The organism is Plantactinospora sp. B5E13, assembly GCF_039871775.1.
Classification (GTDB): Bacteria; Actinomycetota; Actinomycetes; order Mycobacteriales; family Micromonosporaceae; genus Plantactinospora.
The window spans coordinates 88,175-100,841 of sequence record NZ_JBDPLT010000028.1 but is presented as its reverse complement, the minus strand read 5'-3'; the positions used below and the strand labels follow the sequence as shown (position 1 = coordinate 100,841).

At 68.5% G+C, this 12,667-nt stretch carries 8 protein-coding genes; all 8 read right to left on the bottom strand.

Annotated elements, in window-relative coordinates:
• Positions 1 to 26 precede the first annotated feature (26 nt).
• Positions 27 to 1,367 carry an extracellular solute-binding protein gene (locus ABGB05_RS23680; RefSeq protein ID WP_347655662.1) on the bottom strand — a complete coding sequence of 447 codons (1,341 nt, stop codon included), beginning with the start codon at positions 1,365 to 1,367 and terminating at the stop codon, positions 27 to 29.
• 122 nt (positions 1,368 to 1,489) lie between these two features.
• Positions 1,490 to 3,655: an alpha/beta hydrolase-fold protein gene (locus tag ABGB05_RS23675; RefSeq protein WP_347655661.1), complete on the bottom strand. Its 2,166-nt coding sequence runs from the start codon at positions 3,653 to 3,655 to the stop codon at positions 1,490 to 1,492.
• A 175-nt stretch (positions 3,656 to 3,830) separates the two neighbouring features.
• Positions 3,831 to 4,826 carry a LacI family DNA-binding transcriptional regulator gene (locus ABGB05_RS23670; protein ID WP_347655660.1) on the bottom strand — a complete coding sequence of 332 codons (996 nt, stop codon included), beginning with the start codon at positions 4,824 to 4,826 and terminating at the stop codon, positions 3,831 to 3,833.
• Between the two features lie 478 nt (positions 4,827 to 5,304).
• A complete protein-coding gene (locus ABGB05_RS23665) occupies positions 5,305 to 6,690 on the bottom strand; it encodes a glycoside hydrolase family 43 protein (RefSeq protein ID WP_347655659.1) in 1,386 nt (461 codons plus the stop codon).
• Positions 6,691 to 7,169: 479 nt separating this feature from the next.
• Positions 7,170 to 9,560 carry an RICIN domain-containing protein gene (locus ABGB05_RS23660; protein WP_347655658.1) on the bottom strand — a complete coding sequence of 797 codons (2,391 nt, stop codon included), beginning with the start codon at positions 9,558 to 9,560 and terminating at the stop codon, positions 7,170 to 7,172.
• A 66-nt stretch (positions 9,561 to 9,626) separates the two neighbouring features.
• Complete coding sequence (locus ABGB05_RS23655; protein WP_347655657.1) at positions 9,627 to 10,478, bottom strand: sugar phosphate isomerase/epimerase family protein; 852 nt, start codon at positions 10,476 to 10,478, stop codon at positions 9,627 to 9,629.
• An 8-nt stretch (positions 10,479 to 10,486) separates the two neighbouring features.
• Positions 10,487 to 11,671 carry a substrate-binding domain-containing protein gene (locus ABGB05_RS23650; RefSeq protein ID WP_347655656.1) on the bottom strand — a complete coding sequence of 395 codons (1,185 nt, stop codon included), beginning with the start codon at positions 11,669 to 11,671 and terminating at the stop codon, positions 10,487 to 10,489.
• Positions 11,672 to 11,682: 11 nt separating this feature from the next.
• Positions 11,683 to 12,666, bottom strand: coding sequence for an ABC transporter permease (locus ABGB05_RS23645; protein ID WP_347655655.1), 984 nt, complete (start codon positions 12,664 to 12,666; stop codon positions 11,683 to 11,685).
• Position 12,667: the final 1 nt, after the last annotated feature.

Sequence of the window (12,667 nt, the reverse complement as noted above, 5' to 3'; positions counted from 1 at the left end):
CCCCCCCCCCCCCCCCACCCCACCGGTCACTGGACGGTGAAACCTTGCTCCTTGGCGTACTTCGCCACGTCCTCCTGGAGCAGGTCGGCGGCCTGCGAGCCGGTGATCTTGCCCGCGTTCATCTCACTCACCTGCTTCTCCATCGCGTCGAAGTAGTACTGGCCGAAGGGGCTGTAGACCATGCCCTGATAGGCGTTCGCCGCCGGCACGTAGACCTCCTTGTTCGCCTGCTGGCCGTTGAAGAACGCGACCTTCAGGTCCGCGAACGCGGGGTCGTTGAGCGCGGTGAGGTTCAGCGGGAAGATGATCTGGTTGGTCCAGCCGTCGGTGAGCGACTCCTTGTCGGCGTAGAGGCCGTACGCGGCCTTCGCCGCCAGCTCCTGCTTCTTCGACTGGCTGGTCACCGAGAAGGCGGAACCGCCCCAGTTCACCTGCACGGGGTTGTTCGGATCCCACTGCGGCAGCGGGGCCACCGCGAACTTGCCGGTGTCCTGACCCTTGCCGACGCCGGCGCCGGTCAGGTAACCGGGTGCCCAGGCCGCCGAGACATACGTCGCGTACTGCCCGTTGATGACGCCGGAGATGTACTCCGGGGTGAACTGGTTCTGCGTACCGACCAGGCCCTTCTTGACAAGGCCGCCCCAGTAGTCGAGCACGTCCTTGGAGGCCTGGTCGTTCAGCCGCACCCCGATCGACGTCGGCTGGGCCGGGTCGTAGGTGAAGGGGGACGCGCCCTTCTGGATCTGGAGTGCCATGGTGAGCGCCGAGACGTTCGCGCCGAAGTCACCGAAGAGCGGGCCGCCGGCGTCCTTCACCTTCTGCGCCGCCTGCTCGTACTCGGCCCAGGTCTTCGGTGGCGTGATGCCGTACTTGTCGAAGATGTCCTTCCGGTAGATCAGCGCCACCGGACCACCGTCGACCGGGACGCCGTAGACCGCGTCACCGACCGAGACGTCCTTCCACGCGCCCTCGCTGTAGTTCGGCTTGGCCGCGTCGAAGCCGTACTTCTTGATGTCGACGATCGCCTTCTGGATCTGGAACGTCGGGATCCGGTCCATCTCGACCATGACCACGTCGGGTGCGCCGGTGCCGGCCGCGATGGCCGTCTGGAACTTGTCGTAGTGGTCGCTGCCCTGGCCGACGTTGGTCCAGCAGACCTGCACCTCGTTGTTCTGCTTGTTAAAGTTGTCGACGACGAGTTGCATGTTGGGATACCAGCCCCACATCGTGACGGCCGGCAGTTCCTTCTTCGGGATCGTGTTCGTACAGTTGCTCGCGTCGGTCCCGCCCTCGTCGGAGGAGCAGGCGACAAGACCGCTCGCGGCCGCGATCATGGCCGCGGTGGCAATCACTCGTTTCGTCTTCATTGACGTTGGTTTTCCCTTCGCGATCACAGCGCCGGGGATCCGGACGCCGTCACTGAGGGCGGAGAGCGGACCGGGGATGGGAACCTCCCCACCCCCGGTCAGGCCGCCCTCTGTGGGCCTCCCTAGCGCCTGAACAGACGTGGCGCCAGGTCGATGAGGTTCTTCTGCCAGACGTCCCAACCGTGTGGACCGGGGGTGACCCCGTCGAACTCGTAGCGGATACCGAGGTTGTCCAGGGTGGTCAGTGAGGCCATGAAGGACGGGTAGACGAAGTCGGTCCGGTCGCCGACGTACAGCCGCAACATCCTGGTTCCGGCGTTGATCGCCGCGGCGTCGACGCCGGTGCCGCTGCCGAAGCCGGCCGAGAACGCCGCGACGTAGCCGAACTCACCCGGGTACGCCTTGAGCACTCCGAACGCGTGCCCACCCCCCATGGAGAGCCCGGCGATGGCCTGCTGGGCGGGGTCGGTGGAGATGTGGTAGCGGGCGCGGGCCGCGGGCATGATGTTCCCCAGCAGCTCCTGGTTGAAGTTGGGGACGTTGCCGTTGCCCATCACGACCACCATGGGGACCAGGTCGCCGTCGAGGAACTGGTGGTCGAGGATCTGCTTGGCCCGCCCCATTTCCAGCCAGTCCGTGTAACTCTGGCCACCACCGTGCTGGAGGTAGAGAACGGGGTACGGGTCCGCCCGGTCCGGCTCGTAGCCAGGCGGGGTCCACACCAGGGCGGTCCGGTCCTGGTTGGCCACGGTGCTCCGGTAGGTCAGGCTGGTGACCTCCCCGCCCTGGCCGGCCGGCACATCGGTGAGCAGTCGGGCCTGCTCCCCCGGGACGAGGAAGGTGCTCCACATCGGCTCGGTGGTGACCTTCGTCGGGTTCGACACGTCCTTGACCGCAACCCGGTCGACGATGAACCGGTAGTAGTAGAACCACGGGTCCAGCGGGCCCACGGTCGCCCGCCACCGGTCGCCGTGCCGGGAGAGTGGTACTCGCAGCCAACTTCCGCCGGGCGCCACGTTCGCCCAGACCGTGACGTGCTGGGCGTCCGCGAATTCTGCCGTGGTCTCGAAGGTGACGAACCCGTCCTCGGCCAGGAAGGGCGTCGGGGTGGTGCCGGCCGGCGGCGGGACGAACTCCCCCCGCAACGGACCGTGACCGGCGCTCGGACCGTGGTCCGACACCGTGCGGAACAGTCGCGGCACGAAGTCGACGAGGTTCTCCTGCCAGGTGGTCCAGTTCCCGCCGCCGTCCGGGTTGACGCCGTCGAACTCGAACCTGACCCCGGCCCGGTCCAGCACCCCTGTCAGGCGGTGCGCGGCGTTGTACCCGGGGTCGGTCACGTTTCCGGTGTACAGACGCAGCAACCTGAGGTTGCGGTTGACCGCCCTGGCGTCCGTCCGGCTGCCCTCTCCGGTCAGCAGACCCGAGAACGAGCCGACGTAGCCGAACTGGCCCGGGTTGCTGAGGCCGATCCGCAGCGCCTGCGTCCCGCCCTCGGCAACGCCGGCGATCGCCTGGTGCGCCCGGTCACGGTGGACGCGGTAGTTGTCGGTGACCGCCTTCCGGAGGTCCTTCAGATCCCTGTCGTCGTCCGACCCGTCGCCGTCGCTGAGCACGACCACCATCGGCGCCATGGCACGTTCGGCCGACAGGTTGTCGAAGATCTGCGTGGCCCGACCGAGGTCGAGCCAGTCGGTGGCGGCCCCGCCGTCACCCGAGCGCAGGTACAGCACCGGATACCGTCCGGCGCCGTTGGCCCGGTACTCCGGCGGCGTCCACACCAGGGACGTCTTCTCGCCCTGCTTCGTCCGGTAGGTCAGGGTCGTGACCTCACCGCCCGTGCCCTGCGGTGGGTCCGCCAGCCGTCGCGCCGACGCGCCCGGGACGAAGAACGTGCTCCAGAGCGGCTGGGACGCCACACCGGCACCGTTGGTCGGGTCCTTGAAACTCCTGGTGTCGTCGCCGGTGAGCTGGTACTGGTACAGCCCCGGCCTGAGTGGGCCGAGCACCCCCGACCACACGTCACCACGACGGGTCAGACCGAACTCCGCCCAGCTGGCGGAGGGGCCGAAGTTCCCCTCGACGACGACCTGCGAAACCTCGCCGACGTGTTCCTGCACGTACGCGGCGGGCAGGCTGAAGGAGGCGTAACGGTCCCCGGAGACATCCAGCCACGGCGCGTTCGCCGCGGCCGGTTGTGGTGCGGGCAGAACCGCGGCGGCGATGACTCCGACTGCCAGAGCCGCCGGCAGCCGACGTAAACGCCCGTGATACGACCTAGGTGTCACACTCCGCTCCTCTCGCGCGCCGACAGCGGACGCGACCCGACCTGTCGGCTCAACTCATCGGTGGTCCCCGTCATCGGTGGTTCCCGCCGCACGTCGTACGGCTGTTCTCCGCTGGCTCACCGCTCAGGCGGATGACGGTGCACCCGGCGCGGCGCCGTCCGTGACCGGGTCCAGGTCAGGGTCCCGGTGTGTTTCTCGGTGGTGCGGTGGAGTCACGGATCACGAGGCGGGTCGGCAGGACCATCGTGCGGGACCCCTCCCAGTCACCGGTGACCAGCGACGTCAACATGCGAGCGGCCTCGTATCCGAGCTGGTACATCGACTGGTCCACAGTGGTGAGAGCCGGCGTGGCCAGGGCCGACTCCGGGATGTTGTCGAATCCGACGACCGACAGATCGCCTGGCACGGCCAGCCCCAGGCTCTCCGCGACCTCCAGGACCTTCAGTGCCATCCCGTCGCTCGCCGCGAAGATCGCCGTCGGCGGGTCGGCCCGATCCAGCATGTTCCGGGCCAGCGGAGCCGCGGAGTCGGGGTTGAAGTCGCCTCCGGCGACCAACGTCGGGTCGACAGCCAGGCCGGCTCCGACCAACGCCTGCCGGTAGCCCTCGCCCCGCACCCATGCCGCCGCCATGCTGGCCCGGCCTCCGATGAACCCGATGCGTCGGTGGCCCAGGCCGAGCAGGTGCTCGACGGCGGCGGTCGCACCCGCGAGGTTGTCGGCCGTCACCGACGGCGTCGTCGAGTTCCGCGCCGGATCGATCGCCACGACCGGCGTCCGGCTCTGCACGTCGTCCCAGGGTGTGACGACTATGCAGCCGTCGGTGAGCGTGCCCGACAGCCGGGTCAGATGCCGCTGTTCCCAACCCTCCGAGTACGTCCCGTAGAGGTCGCTGTTGGCATAGATGATCAGATCGAAACCGGAGCGGCGGAGAGCCTCCATCACGCCCCTGAGCACCTCGGCGGTGTACGACTGGAAGCTGTGGGTCACCAGACCCAGCACGTTGGTACGGCTCCGGCGCAGGCTGGTGGCGACCAGGCTGGACTCGTACCCGAGCCGCTCGATGGTCGCCCGAACCTTGGCCGTGGTGCTGGCGCTGACGCCGTAATGCCCGTTGACCACCCTGGAGACGGTCGCGGTGGAGACGTCCGCCGCGCGAGCGACATCACTCATGGTGATCGGCGATCTCACCTCGACCACGCCACCCCCCGAGGCCGCAAACGTTATCGGTTACGTTTCCAATGTGTTGACAACGTAATCGACGGCCGTCACGAGAACAAGGGTGCATCGCCTACTTTTCGATCATGGCTCCCGGGCCGGAGGGGCTGTCGCCGCAGGTCGCGTCCATCGACGCGGGCCTCCTCCACAAGAGACCTTGCAGCTCGGGCCGCAGTTGCGAGACGGACGGGCACAGCTCCGGGCGGCGCCGAGGACGTCGCGGATCGGCGCCGCCCGAGCATGACCGGCACCGCCGGCGTTCTGCCGTGGTCGTCGCTGAGCGTGACAGGTTTCAATATCTTTCCTGCGCCGGGCCACCGCGGTCGGCCTGTCGCGGCGATGGCGGTGGCCCGGCCCGGTCGGCGCCACCGGACCGGAGTTCGGCCTGGTGACGCCGCCAGCGGAGGTCGTACACCTGTGACGGCGCCGAGGTCTACCGTTGCTGGAACTGCCACCAGTCGACGTTGAGCAGGTAACCGCCGCCGCCGGCGAATCGCAGGTACAGATCCTGGGTGCCGGTCGCACCGTTGACCGGACAGCTGACGGTCGTCCAGGTCTGCCAACCTCCGGTCCCCGACACGGTGCAGGTGCCCACCAGAGTGCCGTTCGGGCCGCCCAACCGCAGCTCGACGCGGCCGCCGCTGGTCGCCGAGGCCACCCTGGCGCTGAACGAGGCCGCGCCGGCGCCGAAGGCCACTCCCTTCACCTTGATCGAGTCACCGTTCTCGATCCAGCCGACGTTCATGCCCCCTCCGCTGGCCGGCTCGGTCTCCACCCCGGTTGCCCAGGCGATCGTCTCGGCCTCCTGCCGGACGTAGGGGTTCAGGGTGCCGACCTGCGGGGCTCCCGCCGTGGTCATGTTGATCGCCGGGATCGTGCCGTCCGCGTTGTAGGTGAACTTCTCCACCGCCACGGAGCGGGTGAAACCGCCGCCGCCCGGCAGGGCACCGTTGTGGTAGAAGAAGTACGAACCGCCGTTGAAGTCGATCACGCCGGCGTGGTTGGTGAAGCTACTGCCCTGCCGGGGCATGACCGTCCCCCGGTAGGTCCACGGGCCGGTCGGCCCGGGGGCCGTCGAGTAGCCGATGAACTCCGAGCAGCACTCGGCCGCGAAGACGTTGTAGTACAGCCCGTTCCGCTTGTAGACCCAGGGTCCCTCCTCGTAGAGGGTCAGGCGACCCGAGTTGCCGCCGCGGGCGCCGAACCCGGCTGCGGTCAACGGGATCTGGGTCGGCCCGCCGGAGAACGAGATCATGTCGCTGTTCAACCGGACGTACCACAGGTTCGGGTTTCCCCAGTACAGGTACGCCTGCCCGGTGTCGTCGACGAAGGCGTGCGGGTCGATCTCCCCGTTCTCCACGAGGGGGCGCCCGAGCGCGTCCCGGAACGGCCCGGTCGGGCTCTCCGACACACCGACCCCGATCGCCATCCGGCCGGTGGACCGGTTCGTGACCGGCACGTACCAGTAGAACTTGCCGTTGCGGTAGATGGTGTGGCCGGCCCAGGCGTCGGCACTGGCCCAACTGAAGGTGGCCAGACTCATCGGTGAACCGTGGTCGGTCCAGTTCACCATGTCCGCCGAGGACCACACCCGCCACTCGCGCATCGTGAACCACGTCGAGCCGTCCTCGTCGTGGCCGGTGTAGAGGTACACCCGGCCGTTGTGCACCAGCGGCGCCGGGTCGGCCGTGTAGATGGTCTGCACGATGGGGTTGTCCGCCCGGGCCACCCCGGGCACCACCATCGTGAGACAGAGCAGCACCGACATCAGGGCCACGCCGCGTCTGCCCGCGGCACGGCCGAACTTCGGAAACCTCATGGGTATCTCCTCCGGGCGCCCGCTCCGCTGTGCCGCGGTCGCTTCGTACGGGTGGGGGTTCGCAGGCCGGGAGCCGGCACGGGAAAATACGCCGTACGTCGCGACCTGGCGGCATCGCTGTTAGCGCTAACACGCATATCTCCCCAAGCCTCAGAGCAGAAGGACAAGAGAGAGAAGAGCGCTAACATCGATGCACATAACGGTGCCAGACGGCGTCGAAGTATTCAAGAGGAACGTGCCGCGCCGACCCGAATCCCACCGCCGGAACAGATCCCACCTGGCCTGACTCCCGCCACGGTCGCAACCGATAACACTTCTCCGCTGGTCGTAGAAACAGCGCGACAGCAGAATAACGGGGGATTTCTGTTATGAAGGCCGACGACAACTGGTCCCACCCACCGTCGCCGGCGGCGGCATCCGCTCCACCGCCGGGGTGGGCGGGGGCCGGGCAGTGGACCCGGTCCCCGCCCACCCGTGGGTCAGTTACGCAGACTCCACTGCTGGTTCGTGCCGCCGTGGCAGACCCACAGATGTATCTTGGTGCCGTTCGCGGTGCCCTGGCCGCTCGCGTCGAGGCACAGCCCGGACTGCACGCCGGTGATCGTGCCGTTCGGGTTGACATTCCACTGTTGGTTGACCTGGCCGTTGCAGTCCCAGATGATCGCCAGGGTGCCGTTGGCGGTGCCCTGACCCGAGGCGTCCAGGCACTTGTTGCCGTACACCATCAGTTGCCGGCCCGCGGTGTAGGTCCACCGCTGGTTCGCCCCGCCGTGGCAGTCCCAGAGCTGCGCCTGGGTGCCGTTGGTCGTGCTCGACCCGCCGATCTCCAGGCAGCGGCCGGACTGACCGCCGACAACCTGCACGTTCTGTTGGCCGCCGCCGCTCTGCGGCCCGGCCGCCGCCATCACGGCCTGGGCGCCCGCCGGCCAGTTGCCACCCGTCACCGTGACGTTGCCGGAGACGACGTTGCCCCGGTCGCCGTTGGTGACGTTCGTGCTGCCGTTGGTCGACCAGTTGTTGGTGACGGTGAAGTTGCCCATGTTCTCGGCGAACCAGTAGTTGGCGGTGGCCCAGGTGCCGGTGTTCGAGAAGACGTTGTTCCGGGCGGTCCAGTACCGCGATCCCTCGTCGAAGTAGATCCCGAAGTAGCCGTTGGTCCGCAGGCAGTAGTTGTCGCTGATCAACCCGCCCTGGTTCGCCGACAGCGTGTAGATGCACCCGCCGTCGTTCATCTGCTGCATCACGTCGTGCACGTAGTTGCCGATCAGCCGGTTGTTCGACGCCGTCGTCGGTGTCGAGTACCGCGGCTGGTAGTTGTACAGCCCACGGTCGGCGTAGTGGTTGCTGCCGCCGGCGTCGTTGGCCCCCCACCCGTACCCCATCGACATCCCGGTGTACGGCATGTTGTACACCTCGTTGTACGCGACGGTGGCGTTGGTGACGTAGGTGGTCAGCACCGACACGATGCCCCGGTGCTCCACGCCGAGATCGTGCAGACGGTTGTTGCTGATGGTGATGTCCCGGTTGACCATCCGCTGGTCGGCGGGGTGGTGCGCGTCGGCCCGCACGCCGCCGACGACGATGCCGCCGGCCGAGTTGCGGGCGATCTCGGACCTGGTGACGGTGATGTTGCTGGCGCCGAGACCGACCCCGCTCCCGTGCGCGCTGACGTCGTTGCCGATGCCGATCGCGGTCTGCCCGAGGTTGACGAACTGGGAGTCGGTGAAGGTGATGTTGTTCGCCGCGGAGACCTGGACCGCGGCGGGCGACTGGAGCCAGTTCGGCCGGGTCGCCTCGAACTGTGGGCACCCGTTGTGGCAGGAGCTGAAGGCCGGCCAGCTCCAGTTGCCGGCGACGTAGGCACCGGTCTGCTGGTCGGCGTAGCCCTGGTTGCTGCTGGGCCCGAGCCAACTCGTGCCGGTGAAGGTGATCCCGCTGAAGGTCAGGTGGTGGGCGGGCGCGTCGTAGCTGCCCCCGACCTGCACCAGCGACTGGAGCGTCGGCAGTTCCACACTGACCGTGTTCATGCTCTGGCCGCTGAGCGGGATGTAGGAGAGGGCACCGCTCGCCGGGTCGAGATACCACTCCCCCGGCGCGTCCAGGAACTCGTACGCGTTGGTCAGGTAGAGCGGGCCCGCCCGGTGCGGGCTGGTGAAGGTGTCGTACCCGAAGTTGTTGTTGCTCCAGCCGGGCTGCTGCATCGTGATCAGGTTTCCGCTGATGCTCTGCACCGAGACGTACCGGTCGGTGAACGAGTTGACGCTCTCCAGCTGGATCCGGTTCTCGTTGGCCAGGTTGTTCAGGTAGCCCAGCGCACTGCTGGTGAACCTCATCCCGGTGCTGTCCGCGGTGAAGTCGGCGCGGTTGACCTGGGTACGGGCCCGGGTGGCGATGGCACCGTCGACGTAGAGCTGCCGACTGTCGACACCGGCGCCGACGTTCGCCCGCCAGATGTTCCTTCCGGCGTCGACGAGGGACCAACCGGTGACCGCCCGGGCGCCGCTGATCACCGGGCGGGCCGACGGAGCCGCCTGCCAGATCACCCGGTAGCCGTTCGTGCCGGAGTCGGCGGCCGTCAGCCGCAGCGGGGAGGTGAGACGGTACACGCCGTCCGCCAGCTCGACGACGATGTCACCGGACATCGACCCGGTGCGGGACCGGACCGCGGTCTGCGCGCCGGTCAGTGAGCAGGGCGCGGCGACGGTGCACGCGGTGCCGCTGCCCGAAGGGGCGGCGTAGAGGGTGGTGGTGGCCGCGAACGCCGGCGTGGAGGTGGCCACCACGGCCGCGGCGGCCACGGTGGTCAGGGTCGCCACCGCGGCGGCGACCCGGGTGCGCCGCCGGGCAGCAGGATGTCGGGGTACGGACACGGGAGGTCTCCTTACCTGGAACGGGGGTGGGGTGGTGTGGTGTGACCGATGTCCGGCTGTGGCGGGTCAACCGAGGATCCGCCGGAGATGGTGCAGTCCGTCCTGGGCGAGCCGATCCTGTGACGGTGCCAGCGGACGCCAGATCGACGCGGCGGTGGCGATGGTCTCGTTCTCGGCGGTGAACGACTCGATGCAGACCGCACCCCGGTAACCGGTGGCGTCCAACGCGGCGAAGAAGCGGGGCCAGTCGAGATGGTCCGCGCCGGGAGCACCCCGGTCGGTGCCACTGACCTGGACATGCTTGATGTACGGGCCAGCCCGGACGAGCGCGCCGTACGGATCGGCCTCCTCGATGTTCATGTGGTACGTGTCGATCATGATGCCGACGTTCGGTGGTAGTCCGTCGAGCAGTTCCACCGTCTGGTCGACGGTGTTGACCACACTCGTCTCGTAGCGGTTGAGCGGCTCCACCCCGATGGACACCCCCCGCTCCCCCGCCTGGTCGGCGACCGGCGCCAACGCCCGGCGGAAGTCCGCGTAACAGGCGGCGCGGGCCGCCGGGGTCATCCGCCAGGTCCGGCCCACCGAGGCGTAGACCGGACCACCGACGCAGGGCGCACCCACCGCCGCCGCGCTCTCCACACAGCCCTTCAGGTACGCCACCGTCGCCTCGACGACGGCCGGGGCGGCGTCCACGAGGTCACGCCCGGGCGGGGTGACCGCGCAGACGCCGGCCGCGGCCAGGCCGTACGTCGCCAGCAGATCGCGGGTGCGGACCGGATCCCAGTCGCCGGGCTGCTCGATCGGCAACTCGACCGCGTCGAAGCCGAACCCGGCGATCCGGGGAACCAGCTCGGCCAGTGCCGCGTCGTCGACCGGCGAGGCCCACACCCAGGGATTGACACCGATGGCGTACACGGCGTGACCTACTTCCAACGCTGCGGGTATCCGGGCAGGTCGGTGCAGCCGCACATGGCGTAGTGCAGCGGCGGCATGTCCGGGTCGAGGAAGCCGTCCAGGTTCTCCTGGGTGATCGTCGGCTGGGGCAGCTTCCACGGGTTGGAGACCTGCTGACCGTCGAGAATCCGCAGAGCGGCGATGATCGGGGTACGCCACTGGTAAGTCGGATAGGTCGGCGCGATCGCCGTGAGGTTCTCCGCCTTCCAGATCCGCAGGAAGTCGAGCTGGTCCTCGCCGTTGATCGGCGGCACCGGCTTGCCCGCGTCCTGGAACGCCTCGACCGCCGCCACCGCGACCGCACCCGCGTCCATCCAGACGCCGTCGATCGTGCCGTACCGCTGGAGGTAGTCGTCGACGATCTTCTTGGTCTTGGCCGGGTCGCCGTCGGTGAACTCGACCCCGACGACGTCGACCTTCGCCTTGTCGAACGCGAGCTTCGCGGCGGACCAGCGGGTCTCCAGCACGTCGACGCCGGGCAGGATCCGCAGCGCGAGCACCTTGCCGCCGGGCTTCATCCGCTGGCTGACGAACTCCGCTCCGACGTGCCCGAAGCCGTAGCCGCCGATGGGGTTGATGAACGTCACCGGGCACTTCGTGTCCACGCCACGGTCGAAGACGACAACCGGCAGACCGGCGGCGCAGGCCGCCTCGACCGCCGGGGTCAGGGTGGCGGTGGTGTTCGGTGAGACGATCAGCGCGTCGCATCCCTTGCCGAGCAGGTCGTTGATGTCCGCGATCTGCTTCTGGTCCTTGCCCTCGGCGTCGACGTGGACGAACTCGCGGATTCGACTCCGCTGCGCCTCGACCTCGGCCTGCATGGTCTTGAATCCGACCTGCCGCCACGGGTTGTTCAGCGCCGCGTTGGAAAAGCAGATCTTGTACGGTCCGGCCTTCTTGAACTTCGCGGTGTCCACCATCGTCGGGTTGAGCGCCTGCTCCCACGGCTTGTCCGCCGGCCCGGTCGGGGCGGCGGCAAGCAGGGAGAGTTCCCTGTCGTAGTCGGCCTGCACGAAGAACTTCGACTGCTCCCCGGTGCCCGCTCCGACGGCACCGGTGGGGGTCCCCGACGGGGTCGCGCCCGGATCGTCGGTGGCACAGCCGACGAGCGACAGCAGAGTGACCGCGGCCAGGGCCGCCAAACGACGTGTCACGGAAAATCCTCTCATCTGGAAGAAGAACGCAGGGCCGAGACCGCCACGGCGCACAGGATGATCGCGCCCTGGACGGTCGATCTGAGGGCGCCGGAGACGCCGTAGAAGTTCATGAGGGCAAAGAGCAGTTCAAGGGTGAGTGCGCCGAGCATCGCGCCGACCACCGAACCGCGACCGCCGCCCAACGCGACACCGCCGAGAACCACCGCGGTGATCGCCCCGAACTCCAGGCCGGCACCGGCCTGGAACGAGACGCCGCTGTAGCCGCCGAGCAGGATCGCCGCGACCGCCGCGGCGAGCCCACTGAGCACGAAGGCGAGGGTCCGGGTACGCCAGACGCGTACCCCGCTCAACTCGGCCGTCCGGGGGTTGTCGCCGACGGCGACCAGTGTGTGGCCGAAGTCGGAACGCATCAGCAGCACGGCCAGTGCGGCAAGGACCAGCAGCACGATCAGGGCGTACGGCAGCCGACCGAGCACCGGCACGTCCTCGAACGCGCGTCGGCCGAATCGGCGGAACTCCTCGGAGAGCCCGCCCTTCGGCGCTCCGTCGGACCAGAGGTACACCGCGCCGACGAGGATCAGGAACATGCCGAGGGTGGTGATGAACGAGGGCACCCGCAGCCGCGTGGTGACCAGACCGTTGACCAGCCCGACGAGCGCGCCGCCGACGAGCAGCACCAGCACCACCGGCCAGGTTCGGGACGGGTCGCTGTCGATGAGCCGGGCGGCGACGACGACCTGGGCGGTGACCAGTGAACCGACCGAGAGGTCGAACTCGCCGGAGACGATCACGAAGTACTGGCCGGCGGCGAGCAGGATGATCGGTGCCGAGCGGCCGAGGAACGACATCAGCGACGGCGGGGTGAGGAAGTCGGGCTGCCGCACGGCGACAAGGACGAGCAGTACCACGAGGATGGTGAGGATCGGCAGGATGCCGCCGGCGCGGGACCACGGGATACGCCGGGGCAGTGGAGGGTGTCGCAGGGTCCGCATG

Coding starts and splice junctions, on each gene's coding strand:
- ABGB05_RS23670 (WP_347655660.1), bottom strand. CDS start 4,826: ATGAGTGATGTCGCTCGCGCGGCGGACGTCTCCACCGCGACCGTCTCC.
- ABGB05_RS23680 (WP_347655662.1), bottom strand. CDS start 1,367: ATGAAGACGAAACGAGTGATTGCCACCGCGGCCATGATCGCGGCCGCG.
- ABGB05_RS23665 (WP_347655659.1), bottom strand. CDS start 6,690: ATGAGGTTTCCGAAGTTCGGCCGTGCCGCGGGCAGACGCGGCGTGGCC.
- ABGB05_RS23645 (WP_347655655.1), bottom strand. CDS start 12,666: ATGCGGACCCTGCGACACCCTCCACTGCCCCGGCGTATCCCGTGGTCC.